The following is an 18,572-nucleotide window of genomic DNA, read 5'->3' as shown; positions in this document are numbered from 1 at the left end:
ATCTTAAGCGGATTTATTCAGCCCATCAATACAACTTAGTTGACTGGTGTTGCCTCATCGCGTTTAGCACGGTCTTTGGCAACAGACTTGTTGATCAGTGTTTGCTGCAAGATCGTGATCAAGTTGTTCACAATCCAGTACAACACCAGACCTGCCGGGAAGAACAGCAAGAATACTGTAAAGATCACTGGCATAATCTTGAACACTTTCGCCTGCATTGGATCAGTTGGTTGTGGGTTCAACGACTGCTGGATATACATGGTTGCACCCATCAGCAATGGCAGGATAAACCAAGGATCCATTGAAGATAAATCCTGAATCCACAGCATCCATGGTGCATGACGCAGTTCCACAGATTCCATCAGTACCCAGTACAATGCCAGGAAGATTGGCATTTGCAGCAAGAGCGGTAAACAGCCGGCAAGTGGATTTACCTGCTCGCGTTTGTACAGTGCCATCATCTCTTGAGAGAAGCGCATACGGTCTTCACCGAACTCTTCTTTCATACGCTGCATTTCTGGCGCAATCACACGCATTTTCGCCATAGAGCGGTAACTCTTCGACGACAATGGCCACAGGATCAGTTTTACCAGAATAGTCAACAGAATGATCGCCCAGCCCCAGTTACCTACCAGGCCATGGAAAAATTCCAGACCAACAAATAGTAGTTTGGCAATCGGCCATAACCAGCCATAATCTACAGTCTGGTTCAGACCAGTCGCTAGGTCTTTCAGCTCCGATTGAACTTTTGGACCAGAATAGAAGGTCGCATCAATTTCAGCCACAGTACCGGCAGGTACATTGAAGGTCGGAGAGGTAAAGCCAATGATATTCATGTTATCAGTTGATTTACGTGATTCCAGCTTCGCACTGTAGGCTTCACCATTGGCTTGAGTCAATTTCAGGTTACCTGGCACCCAGGCACTCACGAAGTAGTGCTGAACCATTGCAACCCAGCCACCTTTGGCTTCGGTATTCAGTTTTTCTTCAACAAAGTTGTCAAATTTCAACTTGTTGTAATGCTCATCCGGTGTACCCCAAGCGCCGCCCAGGAACGTACCCAGTGTGAAGATCCCCTGATCAGATTTACCTGGATCTTCGGAATTGTCACGTTTGATCTGACCGAACATCTGACCTTGCCAGGTCTGGCCGCTGCGGTTGACCACTTTGTGATTCACAACTATCGGATATTCACCTTCAGTAAAGTTGAAGGTTTTAATGACCTCTACACCATCAGCCGTTTTAAAGACCATAGGTACAGAAAGTACTTTGACAGTTTCGCCATCTTTATTTTTAGCGGCTTTGGCATCTGCCAGTGTATAAGCCGTTTTTTCCAGCTCATAGGTTGGACGGCCATTACGGCTGCTGTCCGGTCCATTCAGACCGATCAGGCCCGACTGAGCGACATAAGTCCGTTTCGCATCGCTTTCCAGCATGACGAATGGTTCATCGCTGTCTTTATTCTTGTCATGATTGAGTAATTCAACACGAACAATATCACCACCTTTAGGGTTGATCCAAAGATGATAAAGGTCAGTTTGTACTGAAATAAGCTGCTGACTTACAGGTGCGGTGGCATCCGTTGCTTGCTGCGCTGGCATATTTGCTTGTGGCAGATCAGAAGCGGCTGTCGCCGTCTGAGCATTTGGCAAATCTGCAGATACTTCATGTGAAACAACCGCAGCTTCTTGCTGTGGTTTGGTTTCAGCATTGCCATAATCTTTTTGCCACGCCAAAATGAGCAAATATGCGACAACAAACATGGCTCCGAGAATTGCAATCCTGGCCCATTGTTGCATATGTATTACCCCAAGTGGTTAGAGTGATTTTGGTTCAATAAACGATCACGAAAGGGTACAGCAACGTGAAGCGTTTGAGAATCTATTTGCTGAAATGAAATAAAACGAATCGCTTTCGGGGGAACCGGATCATATCCAGAGCCACCCCACGGATGACAACGGCAAATACGCTTAGTAGCCAGCCACACACCACGTACAGCTCCATGTGTATGGACTGCTTCCAAGGAATATTGAGAACATGTTGGAATATAACGACAGCGTGGTCCCAATAAAGGACTAATCGCAATCTGATAGAAACGTATTAACCAATGCAGTAAACGTACCATTGGCCATCTCTACTTTTGTGGGGAGGATGATGCTATTTTGGAATGCTTTTTGGCAAGACGGTTGAGTTTCTGCCAGGCAAATTGTAATTGCTGATGCAACTCTGCGTTCGGTACCGCTTCTATACCTACTTTAGGCATAACCACAATATCCAAATCATCTAGTTGCTGTTGATGCAGGCGAAAACTTTCGCGAGCAAGTCGTTTTACTCGATTTCGTTCGTGCGCACGGCGCACTTTTTTCTTGGCAACAACTAAACCCAAACGGCTGTTTGGCAGTTCGGAATGTTTTGCAAGAAAAAGGAAATGGGGTTGATGCACTTTAAAAAGCGCACCATCAAAGACTCCTTTATAATCTGCAGCACAGCGTAAACGAAGCTCTGTACCAAAACTATAAAGTGGAGTCATAACACCCAAAATCGGCAAAGCCTAACTGATTAAACAGTTAAGCTGTGACGACCTTTTGCACGACGGCGAGCTAGAACTTGACGACCAGCTTTAGTAGCCATACGAGCACGGAAACCATGAACGCGTTTACGCTTTAATTCAGATGGTTGGAATGTACGTTTCATATTGAAACTCCAAAAATGATCTTTCTATAAAGGTCCGCGATTTTAGTGCTCATTGCTTGAGCTGTCAATGCAAAAGCCACTTTCTTTTCAAATAAGACTGAAATCAAAATTGTAAATAGGGATTAAAAAAATTGTATTCAAATACCTATATATAAGTTAACCACAATATAACTATTTGTTTTAAAATTAAATATAAGTTATTAACACTTATATCAACATAGTTATCCACAACTTATGTGAAATCTAAATTTAACCCATGAGTTTTGAATTTAAATTTAAACTTTTCTCAGTTATCCACAAAAGAATCGAATCTTATAAATAAATTCAAATTTATAAATTTAAATTTATTATTATTAGGGTGGACTTTTTCTGTGGAAAAGCTAATTTTTCATTAAATAAACAAAAACTTAGTTTGTGGATAAAACTGTTTTTATTAATTTTATACTTTGTGGATAACTTTGTGCTATATTTTATCCACAGCTTGCGGATAAACTTATCCACACCAGCTTTTTAAATTTAAATTTATCCACCATGTCTGCTTTTTGCGCAAAATCTGTGGAAATTGCCATGACAGATGTGGATAACTTGGTTAGAATGGCGACCCGCTTTGGTCGCGGTCAGCCTTTTTGATTAACAATGGAATGAATAGGGGATTCACATGCTTTGGACAGACTGCTTAAATCGCTTGCGACAAGAGCTCTCTGGAAATGTCTTTACAATGTGGATTCGCCCGTTGGTTGCAGAAGAGCTGGACGATACCCTGCGTCTTTATGCACCTAATCCGTATTGGACGCGCTACATTCAAGAGCATCATCTGGAACTGATTTCGATTTTGGCCGAACAGCTGTCTGAAGGTCGCGTACGTAAAGTTGAAATTCTGGTGGATTCGCGTCCAGGTGCAATTTTATCTGCCAGTGAACAGCCAGCGACGACAACAGCGGCTTTGGAATCTGCGCCTGTGGTTGCGCCAGCGCCGCGTCCTAAGAAAGAAAAAGAAGATTCAGGCAAAAATAGCCGTAAACGTCAGCTGAACCCTTTATTTACCTTCTCGTTATTTGTTGAAGGCCGTTCTAACCAGATGGCGGCTGAAACCTGTCGTAAGGTGTTAACCCAACTCGGGGCTTCACAACATAACCCGCTATTTTTATATGGTCCGACTGGTCTGGGTAAAACCCACTTGATGCAAGCCGTTGGTAATGCTTTATTGCAGGCCAAGCCGAATGCCCGCGTAATGTATATGACTGCGGAAAGCTTTGTGCAGGATTTTGTCAGTTCCCTACAACAGGGCAAGGTTGAAGAGTTTAAGAAAAACTGCCGTTCACTGGATCTTTTGCTGGTTGATGATATTCATTTGCTGGCAGGTAAAGAAGCCAGTCTGGTGGAGTTCTTCTATACCTTTAACGCGTTGCTGGATGAATCGAAGCAAATTATTCTCACCTCGGATCGTTATCCTAAAGAATTGACCGAACTGGACCCACGTCTGGTTTCACGTTTTTCCTGGGGACTTTCTGTGGGTGTGGAACCACCCGATATCGAAACCCGAATTGAAATCTTGCTGAAAAAAGCTGAAAACACTGGTGTAGACTTACCACGTAACTGTGCGCTATTTATCGCCCAACAAGTGGTAGCGAACGTCCGTGAACTTGAAGGTGCGCTTAATAAAGTGGTGGCGATCTCGCGTTTTAAAGGAACGCCGATTGATCTAGATGTGGTACGTGAGTCTTTGAAAGATGTCCTCGCAATTCGTGCCCGTACCATCAGTACTGAAAATATCCAGCGTGTAGTGAGTGAGTATTTTCGCATTCCACTTAAAGAGCTGGTAGGTCCAAAACGTACCCGTATTTATGCGCGTCCACGTCAGCTTGCAATGGGTCTGGCACGTGAACTGACTGGAGACAGTTTCCCGGAAATTGGTATGGCTTTTGGTGGTCGAGATCACAGTACAGTCATGCATGCCTGCGAAAAAGTACAGAGCTTGCGTGAAGAAGATCCGATCTTCAATGAGGACTATAAAAACCTGCAACGCCTGTTGCAGAGTTGACCTAAAACGCTCAAATTCTGTTCTTGCTATGCGGCCTGTTTTGCCGCATAGTTAACTGCTAAAAATTCAACTTTTATCTTATTAATCTTCAGCTTTAGAGGAATGTACCGTGCGTTTAAAAATCGCGAAAGAAAGCTTACTGAATGTTCTCTCACATGTCGTAGGAGCGGTTGAACGTCGCCATACCTTAAATATTCTTTCAAACCTGAAAATCCAGGTGACTGCTGAAGCTTTGACCGTCACTGGTTCGGATCTGGAAGTGGAACTGGTTGCCAGCACACAATTGGCTGAAGGTGCATGTCTGCAAGCCGGTGAAACCACTGTTCCAGCACGTAAGCTGATTGATATCTGTAAATCTTTGCCATCAGCAGCCCTGATCGACCTGCAAATTACCGATGACCAGCGTTGTATCCTGAAATCTGGAAATAGTCGTTTTGTGCTCGGTACTTTGCCTGCGGATGACTATCCATTACTGAATACTGAAAATACTCAAGGCACGCAAGTGACTGTGACTCAGCGCGAATTAAAGCGTCTGTTTGAAAAAACGGCTTTCGCAATGGCAGTGCAGGATGTGCGTTTCTACCTGACCGGTACTTTACTTGAAATTGACGCCAATCAGCTTCGTGCGGTAACGACAGATGGTCACCGCTTGGCACTGTGTGAAACAGCAGCACAATCGACAGCAACTCAACCGATTCAAGCCATTGTTCCACGTAAGGCAGTCGCTGAATTGCAACGTTTATTAAGCGTTGAAGATGAGCAGCTTTCTTTGCTGATTGGTCGTGAATTATTGAATGTGACCATTCGTATGGCCAGCCGTGATAAAGAACAGGCCGATATTACGGTTCGTTTCACCACGAAACTGATTGACGGCAAATTCCCAGACTACCGCCGTGTGATTCCACGTGGTGGCGACAAGAATGTGATTATTGCGCATGACGTGTTTAAGCAATCTTTACAACGCGTGGCTATTTTGAGTAATGAAAAACTGCGTGGCGTATTCCTGAACTTTAATGCCGGTTCATTACAACTTCGTGCCAATAACCCGGAACAGGATGAGGCGATTGAAGATCTGGCCATCCAGTATGCAGATGCACCACTGGAAATGTCATTCAATGCGCAATACCTGATTGAAGTGCTAGGTGTACTAGATGGTGAAGATGTATCAATGACCATGACTGAAGCGAATCAGTCTGTGCTGGTTCAGGATCCATCTCATACCGATCAGACCTATGTCGTGATGCCAATGCGTGTCTAAGCGACAGCTGAGCTAAGCCAACGCTATGCATATTACGCGTCTTCATATTGAACGTGTACGAAACTTAAAAACGGTTGCACTCCAGGGATTGCAACCGTTTAATGTTTTTTATGGCCAGAATGGTTCAGGCAAGACTTCAGTACTGGAAGCTATTCATTTACTGGCCACAGGACGTTCCTTTCGTACCCATATCCCGAAAAATTACATTCAGCATGGCGCCTCGGATGCGATTGTGTTCGCCCAATCGGAAACTGAAAAAGTCGGCATGCAAAAAATGGCCAGCGGGGAACAGCTGATTAAGGTCAATGGCGATGCGATTGCGACTCAAGGCCAGCTTGCCAAAATGTTGCCCTTACAACTGCTCGATCCACAAAGTACCGATATTATCGATCATGGCGCCAAACCACGTCGTCAGTTATTGGACTGGTTAATGTTCCACGTGGAACCAGAGTTTTATCATGCCTGGCAATATTATTCACGAGCCTTAAAACAGCGGAACAGCCTGCTTAAATCCAAACGTTTTCTAAGTTTGTCTGATCTGGAACCGTGGAACCAGATGCTGAGTGAGTATGGCGAGATTTTGCACTCCCAGCGTGTCGGCATCGTGGAACAGTGGAAGCCATTTTTTGAGGATGATCTCAAGCATCTACTGCCTGATCTGGAGATTTCTCTGGAATACAGCCCTGGCTTTCACAGCGAAAACGGCCTGCTGAATGACCTGACCAATCATCATGATAAAGATGTGGAACGACGCTATACCGAATATGGTCCACATCGCGCAGATTTGCGTATCAAGACCCCTTTGGGGGATGCTGATGTGATCCTGTCCCGTGGACAAAAAAAGCTTTTAATGATGGCACTTAAACTGTCGCAAATCGCAATGCTGCATTCTTGTAATAAGGAAACTGTGGTATTATTAGATGATGTGACAGCAGAATTAGATTTAACCGCACAACAACGTTTAATTGAGCGATTGAGCCAGCTTGGTAGTCAAGTTTTTATTACCACTTTAGACCATGAATCAGTACAAAAGCACCTACATGATCTGTCTATCTCATATCAGTTATTCAATGTTGAAAACGGTACAGTTCAAGTTGTTGTGCAATAGTTTTTAAATTTTTACCTATCTTTGGATAAACCTATATTTCACTAGGGAGAAACCATGAGTTCAGAAGATCAAGCTGCTTCTCAAACAGAACAAACCACTGAAAAAGCTTATGATTCCTCTAGCATCAAGGTATTACGTGGTTTAGACGCAGTACGTAAGCGTCCAGGCATGTACATTGGTGATACAGACGATGGTACCGGCTTACACCACATGGTCTTCGAGGTCGTAGATAACTCGATTGATGAGGCGCTGGCAGGTCACTGTGATGAAATTTTAGTGACTATTCATGAAGATGAATCAGTTTCAGTATCAGACAATGGCCGTGGTATTCCGACCGACATTCACCCTGAAGAAGGCGTGTCTGCTGCAGAAGTGATTCTAACCATTCTGCATGCTGGCGGTAAGTTTGATGATAACAGCTATAAAGTTTCTGGCGGTCTGCACGGTGTAGGTGTATCCGTAGTAAATGCGTTGTCAGAAAAACTGGAATTAACTATTCATCGTGCCGGTAAAATCCATGAACAGGAATACCGTCATGGTGATCCACAATTCCCGTTAAAAGTGGTGGGTGAGACCGATAAGACCGGTACTCGCGTGCGTTTCTGGCCAAGTGCTGAAACCTTTAGCCAAACCATTTTTAATGTCGACATTCTGGCACGTCGTTTACGTGAACTGTCCTTCCTGAATGCAGGTGTGCGAATCGTATTACGTGACGAACGTATCAATGCCGAATACATTTTTGACTATGAAGGCGGTTTGGCTGAGTTTGTTAAGTACATTAACCAAGGTAAAACCCACCTGAATGACATTTTCCATTTCACCACTCAGGCGGAAAATGGCATTGGTGTAGAAGTTGCACTGCAATGGAATGATTCTTATCAGGAAAATGTACGCTGCTTTACCAACAATATCCCGCAAAAGGATGGTGGTACTCACTTAGCCGGTTTCCGTGCAGCACTGACCCGTGGTTTAAATAACTACATGGACAGTGAAAATATCCTGAAAAAAGAAAAAGTTGTGGTTTCAGGTGATGATGCGCGTGAAGGTTTGACTGCGATTGTGTCAGTAAAAGTGCCGGATCCGAAATTCTCTTCACAAACCAAAGAAAAACTGGTATCGAGTGAAGTGAAATCTGCCGTTGAGCAGGCCATGAACAAGGCATTCTCTGAATATCTGTTAGAGAATCCACAGGCGGCTAAATCAATTGCAGGCAAGATCATTGATGCAGCGCGTGCCCGTGATGCGGCGCGTAAAGCCCGTGAAATGACCCGTCGTAAGAGCGCGCTGGATATCGCCGGTCTTCCAGGTAAACTGGCGGATTGTCAAGAGAAAGATCCAGCTTTATCTGAACTGTACCTGGTCGAAGGTGACTCTGCGGGCGGTTCTGCAAAACAGGGCCGTAACCGTAAGATGCAGGCAATTCTGCCGCTAAAAGGTAAGATCCTGAACGTGGAACGTGCCCGTTTTGACCGTATGATTTCTTCTGCAGAAGTGGGTACGCTGATTACGGCACTCGGCTGTGGGATTGGTCGTGAAGAATATAACCCGGACAAGCTGCGTTATCACAAAATCATCATCATGACCGATGCTGACGTGGATGGTTCACACATTCGTACGTTGTTGCTGACTTTCTTCTTCCGTCAAATGCCGGAACTGGTGGAACGTGGTCATATCTATATTGCGCAGCCACCATTGTACAAGCTGAAAAAAGGCAAACAGGAACAGTACATCAAGGACAATGATGCACTGGAAACTTACCTGATTTCGAATGCGATTGATGAGCTGGAACTGCATATCAGTGCTGATGCCCCTGCGATTCGTGGTGAAGCTCTAGCCAATGTGATTACCGATTATCAAACTTCACAAAAGAGTCTGGCACGTTTAACTGTACGTTATCCTGCAAGCTTGCTGGATGCGTTGATTTCACTGGAAGCATTCAAGCTGGATCAGCTGGAAGATAAAGCTTATGTGGAAACCTGGGGTGAAGACCTGCGTGCTGCGATTGAAAAAATCCAGCCAAGTTTACGTCCTGAATTGAGTCTGGAACGTTTTGAAAAAAACGTTGATGGCCAGATCGTAGAAAGCTGGTTGCCGAGGATTACGATTTATGTGCATAACCTGCCGCATCACTATCTGCTAGATGCTAGCCTGCTCAGCTCAAGTGAATATGCACGTTTACTGAAAAATTCGAAAAGCTGGTTCACGCTGCTTGAAGAGGGTGCTTATTTACAGAAAGGTGAGCGCAAGATTCAGGTCAGCAGTTTCCATCAGGTTTGGCAGCACATTCTGCAAGACTCTCGCCGCGGCATGATGATCCAGCGTTATAAAGGTCTGGGTGAGATGAACGCAGACCAGCTGTGGGAAACCACGATGGATCCAGAAAACCGTAACATGCTACAAGTGACGGTACAGGATGCGATTGAAGCAGACCGTATGTTCTCTTGTCTGATGGGGGATGATGTGGAACCACGTCGTGCCTTCATTGAAGAAAATGCCTTGAATGCCGATATTGATACCTGATCCATCGGAATAAATCGAAACGAAAAAGCGCCTTTTAAGGCGCTTTTTTTACGTAAATTTTCTATTAATGCCAGATGAACTGTTTAGAATAATTTTAATCTAAGCAGTTTTTAGACCAATGATCCGCTGATATTAGGTTTCAAAAAAGCCTGGTTCAGTAGAATCAAGTCTTATTTATAAAGAGGTTTATCCATGGATAGCCAGCTTGAAGAAATACGTGAGATCTGGGCCAATGCATTCTATAGTGGCGACTATGATGTGCTGCGCCACTACGAACATCAGGACTTTCAGGTGGTTTTTGAACAGGAAGGCCGCGTAGAAGGAAGTTATCTGCGTTATGACCGGATCGCTCATGCGGTACAAAACGGTGTATGGAAACCGCTGAAGCCAGACATAGAATATGAAGAATACGAGTACAATGAAGATCAGACCGAATGCCGGATCTTGATTGGACTGGAAAATAATAAACAGCGTCTTCAGGAGATCTGGAAGCTAGAGGATGAATGGAAAATTCTAGAACTTAGATTTTTGAAATCCTAAAGTTCCAATGATTTATTAAGTTACTTCGAAATTTTCTAAAAATATTTGAATAGTGTTGTTTTAAATTTTGTTTAAACCCTGATCAATCGTGTGGATAACTGCAAAGTTATCCATATTTTTTTATGTGAATAAGATAGTATTTATCCACAAGTTATATTGTCTTTCTTATCTCTTAATTTTTTAAATTTAAATTTAATTTCTCTATCTTGTGGATAAGTGTTTTTAAATTTAAAATGGGTTTTTGAATTTAAAAGACTAGTTGGAGCCATAACTTCTCTGCTCTTAAAAGCAACCAGTTCAGGTGAATTTTTATCTGTTTTTAATGGAAAAATTATATAAACCAGCTAAAAATTAATAGCTTATATTAATATTGTAGATTTAATTAATAATCAGCGTGGAACATATTTTAATTCTAAAGATCTTCACTGTAGCTAAACTACACAATTAATTTAATAATCAAGTGAACTTTCAATTTTTTATTACTGAATCATAGGCTTATAGATTTTTCTAACTTTTACTTCTATAGCTTAGTTTCTTTAAGCTGGATCATCACGTGACCTAGTGCCAGTTCATTTGATAAACAGGCAATAGATCTGAGCTTTTAGAAACTGAAAATAGAAAAAAATACGGTTTATAAAATGGTGATCAAAAATAAAAAAAGCGCCTAATGGCGCTTTCTATTTTTTACCATTGTATTTATGGGGTCAGAATAATCTTGCGGCAGTCTTCTTCACGTTTATCGAAAATACGATAGCCTTCAGCAGCTTCTTCCAGTTTCATGCGATGGGTGATAATCACTTCTGGAGACAGCTGGCCATTTTCTACATATTCAAGTAATTGTGGCAGGAATTTATGTACATTCGTTTGACCCATTTTAAAGGTCAATCCTTTATCAAAGGCATCACCAAACAGGAAGCCATGAATTGGACCAGCATATACGCCTGGCACACTCACCACACCACCACGGCGTACTGCGGCGATACATTGACGTAGGGCAAAGCCGCTCGAACCTTCAATTTTTAGATTCGTCATCACAGTTTCAAGCAAACTGCCTTTGGCCTCGAAACCAATCGCATCAATGACGGCATCAACACCACGATGACCGGCAGTATTTTGAATAATATATTCAGCTGCATCGACTTCATCAAAATTCACTGGAATTGCACCATAAGTTTGATGGGCGAAACGCAGACGGTAAGGGTGGTGATCGACCATAAAGATCTGTTCGGCACCCAGCATACGTGCGCAGGCAGCCGACAGTAAACCAACTGGACCAGCACCATAAATCGCAACACTGGAGCCGCGAGTGACCTGGGCATTGGTTACAGCCTGCCATGCAGTAGGCAAGATATCAGTCAGAAACAGGACTTTTTCATCCGGTAATGATCCTGGCACTTTAAATGGGCCCACATTACCTTTAGGCACACGAACATATTCAGCCTGTCCGCCTGGTACACCGCCATATAAATGGCTATAACCAAATAGAGCGGCACCTGGTGGAATTTGTTTCTTATTGATAATTGCACCACGGCCAGTATTGGTATTTTCACAGGCAGCCATCAGTTCATGTTCACAGAAAAAACAGTGACCACATGCAATCACGAAAGGAATAATTACCCGGTCGCCTTTTTTGACTTCTGTGACTTCAGGGCCGACTTCTTCTACAATTCCCATAAATTCATGGCCGAAAATATCGCCATCTTCAGTGGCCGGGATTTTACCCCGGTATAGATGCAGATCTGAGCCACAGATGGCAGTCGCTGTCACCCTTAAAATGACGTCATCTGGTTCCTGAATCACTGGATCTGGAACGGATTCAACTCGTACATCCCGAGCACCATGATAGGTAAGAGCACGCATGCGGATTTCCTCTCTCTAGTTCAACATTAAACAGACTCGTATCAAGGCTACCAAAAATAAAAAACACTTTTATTAGAGCCTTATGCGCCAAGAAATCGCTGTAAATTAATGTATGAAATAAGACATCCGAGTGTTTAAAAAATAAACTTATATAGGATTTGCGTAATTCACTACAAAATATGTCAAAAAACGGTTTCGATAAAAAAATCAGGGAAAAGATGGAGAGAGCAATATATAAAAAGTATAAAAAAGAGATTAGCTCCAGTTGCAGCTAATCTCTAAGATTTGAATCAAGGTTTAAAACTTAACCTTCCTGAAAAGATTGCTCCAAACTTTCTAGCTCCATCATCAGTTCTAGCATTTGCTCTTCGGCAGTTTCCAGTTTCTGTTTCAGTTCAGTTTGCTCGTTCATAAGTTTCAGCAAGTCATCTTTACGTGCAGCTTCATATAAAGCGCTATCTGCCAGCAATTCTTCAATTTCTGCCAGACGCGGTTGTAACTTGTCAATTTGCGCTTCGCATTTTTCGATATTCTTGCGAATCGGACGAGTCTGCTCACGACGTTGAGCGGCCAGTTTGCGCTGTGCTTCCTTATCTACTTTGGCTACCACCACAGGTTTAGCTTCTGTTTCTACTACCTGTGCTTTGGCTAAGGCATTCTGCGCATTGATCTGCTGTTGACGCGCTTCACGTAACCATTTGGCATAGTCCTGCAGATCGCCCTCAAATTCGCTACAACGTCCGGCATGCACTAACAGCAATTCATCACATACTGTCGCAATCAATTGACGTTCATGCGAAACGAGTACCACCGCACCTTCAAAATCCTGCAAAGCCATAGTCAGGGCATGGCGCATATCCAGATCCAGATGGTTTGTCGGTTCATCCAGAATCAGTACATTTGGACGCTGCCAAACAATTAAAGCCAAAGCCAAACGTGCACGTTCACCCCCAGAGAAACTCTCACATGGGGTATCCATGCGCTCACCGCTAAAACCGAAACTGCCGAGGAAAGAGCGTAAAGAAGCTTCACTGATTTTTGGATCGGCGATACGTGCCAGTTGTAGCATTGGGCTGGCATTAGCGTCCAAAGCATCCATCTGGTGCTGGGCAAAATAACCGATATTGAGTAATTCTGAGGCTTTACGTTGACCATTTAATAAAGGCAAATCTCCGACTAAGGTTTTGATTAGGGTTGATTTACCCGCACCATTCATCCCCAATAAACCGATACGTGAATTTGGGGTGATTTGCAGGTTAATTTTGCTGGCAATCGATTTATCGCCATAACCAATTTCCGCCTGTTCCAAGGCCAGAAGTGGTGAACTCATTTTGGTCGGTTCACGGAAACTGAAGGTAAAAGGTGTATCCACATGAGCAGGGGCGAGATCCTGCATGCGCTCCAGCATTTTGATCCGACTTTGGGCCTGACGTGCTTTGGTCGCTTTGGCTTTAAAACGGTCAATAAATTTTTGTAAATGTGCCCGGGCTTCCTGCTGTTTCTCAAAGGCTTGTTGCTGTTGCGCCAGACGTTCACTACGGGTCACTTCAAAAGTTGAATAATTGCCGGTATAGAGGGTGAGTTCCTGATTTTCGATATGCAGAATATGATCCGTCACGGCATCCAGAAAATCACGGTCATGCGAAATCAATACTAAAGTGCCTTCATATGCCTTTAACCAGTCTTCGAGCCACAAAATCGCATCCAGATCCAAGTGGTTGGTCGGTTCATCGAGTAATAGCAGGTCTGAACGGCTCATCAGGGTACGGGCCAAATTCAAACGCATCCGCCAACCGCCTGAAAAGCTGGAAACATCCAGGCGAATCTGATGATCCATAAAGCCTAAACCAGCCATTAACTGTGCTGCTTTAGAGGGAGCGGAATAGCCATGAATCTCGTCGAAACGGCCATGTAACTGTGCCAGTTCAGCATCGGATAGTTGTTCCGGATGTGCCAGTTTGGCCTGTATATCCCAATACTCTTCATCGCCTGACAGAACAAAATCAATGGCCGGCATATCTAGCGCTTTAATTTCCTGAGCCATATGCGCTACGGTCCAAACGGATGGACGGGTTAGCGAACCCTCATCTGCACTGAGCTCACCTAAAAGAGCCGCAAACAGGGTGGATTTTCCTGCACCATTCACGCCGGTTAAACCATTTTTCCAGCCGGGATGAAGCTGCATGGAGGCTTTTTGAAATAACACTCGCCCACCACGGCGTAACGAAACTTGGTCTAACTGAATCATTGAACTTACTAACAAGGGCAAAAGAGAATGCCGCTATTCTAATGGAAAGCCGAGAGAAAACAAAAAATCTTCGTTGCAGTTTATCCTGTTCAAGCTTTAAAAATTTATAGATTCATATATGATGAACTATGTTTTGAGTAAATACTCTATTTTGTTTAAAAACCGAAAGATAGAGCCATCAAGGCTCATAATAATATTGAGTAAAATAAAAATGAAAAAAGGATTTTTAATTTTATCTGCACTAGGCCTATGGGCTTCGAGTGCACATGCTGCCCCAGTCAATATCTGTGTATTTGATTTACTGGGAAAATCGGGTGAATCCTTCAAACTGCTGGAAGAATGGGCATTGGCCAGCAAGCAGTGGGGGGCTACGGTTCAATTGATTGCTTATCAGGATGAAGCCAAAGTCGATCAGGATGCCAAAGCCGGAAAATGCGATGGCTTCTATATGACCTCCATGCGCGCGCGAGCTTATAACAAATTTGCAGGCTCCATTGATGCCATTGGCGGCGTTCCTAATAATGACATTGCCATGAAAGCGGTGAGTTATGTGCTGGATAAGCGTAATACCAAGCGCATGACCACTCAGATTGGCAAGGAAAAATTTGAAGTAGCCGGTATTGGCCAGATTGGTCCTGCTTATATCTTTGTCCGTGATCGTAATATGAACAAGCTGGAACATATTAAAGGCAAGAAGTTTGCAGTTCTACATTATGACTATGCCCAAACCATTATGGTGAACCGGGTAGAAGCTGTACCGGTAAATTCGGAAATTTCCAATTTCATCCGTAAATTTAATCAGGGTGAAGTGGATATTGTGGCAGCGCCCGCTTATGCCTTTAAACCTCTCGAAGTGACTAAAGGACTGGGCCAAAAAGGAGCCATGATTAACTTTCCGGTGGTCAATGTCACGGCAGATCTGATTATTCGACCGGATAAATTTCCGGAACAGTTTGCAGCCAATTCCCGACAATGGTTTGTTAAGCAGTTACCACGCAGCTTCGCGATGGTAAAACGGATGGAAGCAGAAATCCCGCGTAAATATGTTCTGAACCTGAGTCGTGAGGAACAGGTCAGTTATCAGAAAATTCTGCGTGAAGGGCGTATGGATTTAACCAAACAGGGCATCTATGATGCTGGCATGATGACGGTATTAAAACGGGCACGCTGTACTGTGGAAAGAACCAATTTCGAATGCTCAATTAGTGGTGAATAGTTTTAAAATCATGTATATCTTTGTAACTACAGCGAATGAAATGTAATTCGAAGTAGCTAAGCTAAAATATTAAGATGCTGATATATTTATAAAAAAATAAGATAAAAGAAATCAAGAAAAACTGATTTATCTTTATAGGCCAAAAAGCCGCTTTTATCTGGAGTAAATGCTCTATTTTTTTGAAATAAATTTGCTTAATATTTGACGCGTGTACGGACACTCAGCTAACAACAAGATTTCAAAGGATAACTAAAATGAAAAAAACACTCTTATCATTGGCTGCATTTTCTGCATTTGGTTTTGCAGGTGTGGCACATGCAGAAAAGGTCGATATCTGTGTGTTTGACCTACTTGGTAAATCTGGCGAGTCTTTCCAGATGGCTCAGGAATGGGCACTGGCAGCAAAAGGCTGGGGCGCAGATATTAATCTGATCGCTCGTCAGGATGAAGCCGTCGCTGACAATGACTTTAAGGCTGGCAAATGTGATGGCGTATTCATGACCGCCATGCGTGCCCGTCAATATAACAAGTTTGCCGGTTCAATCGATGCCTTAGGTGGTGCTCCAAGTAATGCCATTGCACAGCGTGCGATTAGCTTCGCTTTGGATAAGCGTAATGCCGCTAAAATGGTTACCACCATGGGCGGTAAAAAATATGAGGTGGCCGGGATTGCGCCACTGGGTTCAGCTTTTATCTTTGTGCGTGACAAAAACATCAACTCTATTGAAAAAGCCGCAGGGAAGAAGTTCGCTGTTCTTGGCTATGATGATGCGCAAAAAATCATGGTTCAACGTGTAGGTGCTCAGGCCGTAGTGTCTGATGTATCCAACTTCGTGGCCAAGTTTAATAATGGCCAAGTCGATATGGTGGGCGCACCGGCGTATGCGTACAAGCCACTCGAAATCTATAAAGGTCTGGGCAATAGCGGTGCGATGTTTAACTTCCCGGTACTGCATGTCACCTCTGACTTTGTGATCCGTCCGGAGAAATTCCCAGCCGGTTTTGGCCAGAAGTCTCGTGACTGGTTCATTAAAAATCTGCCTAAGAGCATGGCGATGATTAATCGTCTGGAAGCAGGTATTCCGGCGAAATATAAGCTGAATCTGAGTGCAGAAGATAAAACCAAGTACCAGAAGTTATTACGTGAAGGGCGTATGGATATGACCAAGCGTGGAATCTATGATGCCAGCATGATGTCGGTATTGAAACGTGCACGTTGCTCTGTCGATAAGGCCAACTTTGAATGTTCACTTTCTGGCGAATAATTTGATTTTTAAGGAAAAAAGCTTAGATTTATCTAAGCTTTTTTTATATTAAACAAAGTCAGATCTGCCATTGCAGATCACGGTAAAGCAGTTAAGCTGATTAAAAATAATGTTTTCATGTTTAGTATAAAAAACAATAACATGTAGCACTTAAAGCAGATAACAAAAACAAGGCAATCAAGGAAAGCAAAATGATGCAGAGAGGATGGAAAGCCCTAGCTGTAGGTGCAGCACTCGCGGCAGTTTCAGGTCTGGCTCAGGCTAAACAGGTGGTATGTGTATTCGATCTGGTCGGCAAAAATGGTGACGTCTATGCCGTAATGAAAGACTATCAGTTGGCTGCAAAAAACTGGGGTGCTGATATCGAGCTTAGGGTAAATACCAATGAAGCTGTCGTCGCAGAAGATTTTAAAGCCGGTAAATGTGACGGGATCAGTGTTACCGGTATGCGTGGCCGTCAGTTTAACCGTTTTACCGGTTCACTCGATGCGATCGGCGCAATTCCAGATCTGAACCTGGCGGTAAAAGTCATGCAAGGCCTGGCGAGTCCAACCTTTGCCAAGCTCATGGTTCAAGGCAAATATGAAGTCGCAGGAGTGATTCCGGTAGGCGATGCCTTCCTGATGGTCAATGACCGAAGCATTAATACAGTTGCGAAAGCAGCAGGTAAAAAAATTGCTGTACTTGACTATGACGAAGCACAAAAAATCATGGTTCAACAAGTGGGTGCACAGGCAGTCAGCGCCGATGTGACCAACTTTGGCTCTAAATTTAACAATGGCCAGGTCGATATTATTGGTGCGCCTGCTGCCGTATTTAAACCGCTAGAGCTGCATAAAGGTTTGGGCAGCAAGGGTGCCATTGTGAATTATCCGGTATTGCAGGTCACTGGTAATATCATTATTCGTCCAGATAAATTCCCGGCAGGATATGGACAAAAATCACGTGAATGGGTGAAAAGCCAGTTACCACGTGCTTTTGGTATTTTAGGTAAAATGAAGGCAGATATTCCCTCTAAATACTGGATGGATATTCCTGAGGTAGATAAGCCGGGTTACCAAAAGCTGATGCGTGATTCGCGGATTGATCTGACCAAACGCGGTATTTATGACAAACGTATGATGAAGTTACTCTGGCAATTCCGCTGCAAGCAGAATCCGAAAAACTTCGAATGTGCATTACAGGATGAGAACTATAAACAATCCTGATAAAATTACTCTGATTTGACTTTTAATCTGTACAGACTGACCATATATTGAGTGTGTTATACTTGAAATATGGTCTTTTCTTTTTAAAGACATTCCATTCAACAGAGGAATCCGCCATGAATGCTCAAGCGCTTGTGCTCACCGACAATGCCGCAAATAAAGTACGCCAGTTGCGTGACAGTGAAGGTAACCAAGACTTAATGCTCCGTGTGTATGTCACCGGTGGCGGTTGTTCAGGTTTCTCTTATGGCTTTAACTTTGCGGAAAGCCAAAATGAAGATGATGCAGAATTCGTCAATGGCGATGTCAAAATGCTGGTCGATTCTCTAAGCTATCAATATTTGGTCGGTTCAGTGGTTGACTATGTTGAAGGTCTGGAAGGTTCACGTTTTGTGGTACAAAACCCGAATGCGACCACGACCTGTGGTTGTGGATCTTCATTCTCGATCTAATACCTATCAAGTTGAATAAAAAAGTCCTCATATGAGTAATGCCAGTCAGTTAAGAAATTGACTGGCATTTTCTTGGGTATTTCAGTGGTTTACCTTTCACAACTCTTGGGCAACTTCTAACCCTCCTCTCAGGCAAAACATACCTCCTAGATTTCTCCAGTA

Annotated in this window: 15 protein-coding genes; 9 read left to right on the top strand and 6 right to left on the bottom strand. The window is 43.5% G+C overall.

Annotated features, from left to right (window positions below; genetic code table 11):
* Positions 1–35: 35 nt before the first annotated feature.
* From yidC to rpmH, 4 genes are read right to left on the bottom strand one after another with little or no spacing between them, the layout of a single operon-like run.
* Positions 36–1,799: a membrane protein insertase YidC gene (gene yidC, locus FTV13_RS13115; RefSeq protein WP_180012258.1), complete on the bottom strand. Its 1,764-nt coding sequence runs from the start codon at positions 1,797–1,799 to the stop codon at positions 36–38.
* Between the two features lie 5 nt (positions 1,800–1,804).
* Positions 1,805–2,125 carry a membrane protein insertion efficiency factor YidD gene (yidD, locus tag FTV13_RS13110; RefSeq protein WP_005233127.1) on the bottom strand — a complete coding sequence of 107 codons (321 nt, stop codon included), beginning with the start codon at positions 2,123–2,125 and terminating at the stop codon, positions 1,805–1,807.
* Between the two features lie 9 nt (positions 2,126–2,134).
* On the bottom strand, positions 2,135–2,530 hold the full coding sequence (rnpA, locus tag FTV13_RS13105) for a ribonuclease P protein component (protein WP_180012256.1): 396 nt from the start codon (positions 2,528–2,530) through the stop codon (positions 2,135–2,137).
* 29 nt (positions 2,531–2,559) lie between these two features.
* Positions 2,560–2,694, bottom strand: coding sequence for a 50S ribosomal protein L34 (gene rpmH, locus FTV13_RS13100; RefSeq protein WP_000831329.1), 135 nt, complete (start codon positions 2,692–2,694; stop codon positions 2,560–2,562).
* A 658-nt stretch (positions 2,695–3,352) separates the two neighbouring features.
* Between rpmH and dnaA the strand changes: the two genes are divergently transcribed.
* From dnaA to FTV13_RS13075, 5 genes are all read left to right on the top strand, one after another.
* Entirely contained in the window at positions 3,353–4,735 is a 1,383-nt protein-coding gene (gene dnaA / locus FTV13_RS13095; RefSeq protein WP_004780349.1) for a chromosomal replication initiator protein DnaA, read from the top strand.
* 109 nt (positions 4,736–4,844) lie between these two features.
* The gene (gene dnaN, locus FTV13_RS13090) at positions 4,845–5,993 is read left to right on the top strand and encodes a DNA polymerase III subunit beta (protein WP_004780351.1); all 1,149 of its coding nucleotides are present in this window, start codon (positions 4,845–4,847) and stop codon (positions 5,991–5,993) included.
* A gap of 25 nt (positions 5,994–6,018) precedes the next feature.
* Complete coding sequence (recF, locus tag FTV13_RS13085; RefSeq protein WP_179993059.1) at positions 6,019–7,101, top strand: DNA replication/repair protein RecF; 1,083 nt, start codon at positions 6,019–6,021, stop codon at positions 7,099–7,101.
* Positions 7,102–7,155: 54 nt separating this feature from the next.
* Positions 7,156–9,621 carry a DNA topoisomerase (ATP-hydrolyzing) subunit B gene (gyrB, locus tag FTV13_RS13080; RefSeq protein WP_180012254.1) on the top strand — a complete coding sequence of 822 codons (2,466 nt, stop codon included), beginning with the start codon at positions 7,156–7,158 and terminating at the stop codon, positions 9,619–9,621.
* Positions 9,622–9,813: 192 nt separating this feature from the next.
* Positions 9,814–10,161 (top strand): hypothetical protein, encoded by a 348-nt coding sequence (locus FTV13_RS13075; RefSeq protein ID WP_180012252.1) that lies wholly within the window; start codon positions 9,814–9,816, stop codon positions 10,159–10,161.
* Between the two features lie 696 nt (positions 10,162–10,857).
* Here the strand turns inward: FTV13_RS13075 and FTV13_RS13070 are convergent.
* On the bottom strand, positions 10,858–12,021 hold the full coding sequence (locus tag FTV13_RS13070; RefSeq protein WP_180012249.1) for a zinc-dependent alcohol dehydrogenase: 1,164 nt from the start codon (positions 12,019–12,021) through the stop codon (positions 10,858–10,860).
* A 304-nt stretch (positions 12,022–12,325) separates the two neighbouring features.
* Positions 12,326–14,269, bottom strand: coding sequence for an ATP-binding cassette domain-containing protein (locus FTV13_RS13065; RefSeq protein WP_180012246.1), 1,944 nt, complete (start codon positions 14,267–14,269; stop codon positions 12,326–12,328).
* A gap of 211 nt (positions 14,270–14,480) precedes the next feature.
* Here FTV13_RS13065 and FTV13_RS13060 point away from each other — a divergent pair, with 211 nt between their 5' ends.
* From FTV13_RS13060 to erpA, 4 genes are all read left to right on the top strand, one after another.
* Positions 14,481–15,485: a putative solute-binding protein gene (locus FTV13_RS13060; protein WP_180012244.1), complete on the top strand. Its 1,005-nt coding sequence runs from the start codon at positions 14,481–14,483 to the stop codon at positions 15,483–15,485.
* A gap of 254 nt (positions 15,486–15,739) precedes the next feature.
* Positions 15,740–16,750 carry a putative solute-binding protein gene (locus tag FTV13_RS13055; protein ID WP_004780360.1) on the top strand — a complete coding sequence of 337 codons (1,011 nt, stop codon included), beginning with the start codon at positions 15,740–15,742 and terminating at the stop codon, positions 16,748–16,750.
* Between the two features lie 194 nt (positions 16,751–16,944).
* The gene (locus tag FTV13_RS13050) at positions 16,945–17,958 is read left to right on the top strand and encodes a putative solute-binding protein (RefSeq protein WP_180012283.1); all 1,014 of its coding nucleotides are present in this window, start codon (positions 16,945–16,947) and stop codon (positions 17,956–17,958) included.
* A 116-nt stretch (positions 17,959–18,074) separates the two neighbouring features.
* On the top strand, positions 18,075–18,410 hold the full coding sequence (gene erpA / locus FTV13_RS13045; protein ID WP_004780362.1) for an iron-sulfur cluster insertion protein ErpA: 336 nt from the start codon (positions 18,075–18,077) through the stop codon (positions 18,408–18,410).
* Positions 18,411–18,572: the final 162 nt, after the last annotated feature.

The organism is Acinetobacter sp. YH12235 (assembly GCF_013417705.1).
GTDB lineage: Bacteria > Pseudomonadota > Gammaproteobacteria > Pseudomonadales > Moraxellaceae > Acinetobacter.
The sequence above is the reverse complement of the archived record's forward strand: the minus strand, read 5'-3'. Positions and strand labels throughout refer to the sequence as shown.

What these genes read in the sequence shown, in the direction of transcription:
- yidC (WP_180012258.1), bottom strand. Translation starts at nt 1,799, where the DNA reads ATGCAACAATGGGCCAGGATTGCAATTCTCGGAGCCATGTTTGTTGTC.
- yidD (WP_005233127.1), bottom strand. Translation starts at nt 2,125, where the DNA reads ATGGTACGTTTACTGCATTGGTTAATACGTTTCTATCAGATTGCGATT.
- rnpA (WP_180012256.1), bottom strand. Translation starts at nt 2,530, where the DNA reads ATGACTCCACTTTATAGTTTTGGTACAGAGCTTCGTTTACGCTGTGCT.
- rpmH (WP_000831329.1), bottom strand. Translation starts at nt 2,694, where the DNA reads ATGAAACGTACATTCCAACCATCTGAATTAAAGCGTAAACGCGTTCAT.
- dnaA (WP_004780349.1), top strand. Translation starts at nt 3,353, where the DNA reads ATGCTTTGGACAGACTGCTTAAATCGCTTGCGACAAGAGCTCTCTGGA.
- recF (WP_179993059.1), top strand. Translation starts at nt 6,019, where the DNA reads ATGCATATTACGCGTCTTCATATTGAACGTGTACGAAACTTAAAAACG.
- gyrB (WP_180012254.1), top strand. Translation starts at nt 7,156, where the DNA reads ATGAGTTCAGAAGATCAAGCTGCTTCTCAAACAGAACAAACCACTGAA.
- FTV13_RS13075 (WP_180012252.1), top strand. Translation starts at nt 9,814, where the DNA reads ATGGATAGCCAGCTTGAAGAAATACGTGAGATCTGGGCCAATGCATTC.
- FTV13_RS13070 (WP_180012249.1), bottom strand. Translation starts at nt 12,021, where the DNA reads ATGCGTGCTCTTACCTATCATGGTGCTCGGGATGTACGAGTTGAATCC.
- FTV13_RS13065 (WP_180012246.1), bottom strand. Translation starts at nt 14,269, where the DNA reads ATGATTCAGTTAGACCAAGTTTCGTTACGCCGTGGTGGGCGAGTGTTA.
- FTV13_RS13060 (WP_180012244.1), top strand. Translation starts at nt 14,481, where the DNA reads ATGAAAAAAGGATTTTTAATTTTATCTGCACTAGGCCTATGGGCTTCG.
- FTV13_RS13055 (WP_004780360.1), top strand. Translation starts at nt 15,740, where the DNA reads ATGAAAAAAACACTCTTATCATTGGCTGCATTTTCTGCATTTGGTTTT.
- FTV13_RS13050 (WP_180012283.1), top strand. Translation starts at nt 16,945, where the DNA reads ATGCAGAGAGGATGGAAAGCCCTAGCTGTAGGTGCAGCACTCGCGGCA.
- erpA (WP_004780362.1), top strand. Translation starts at nt 18,075, where the DNA reads ATGAATGCTCAAGCGCTTGTGCTCACCGACAATGCCGCAAATAAAGTA.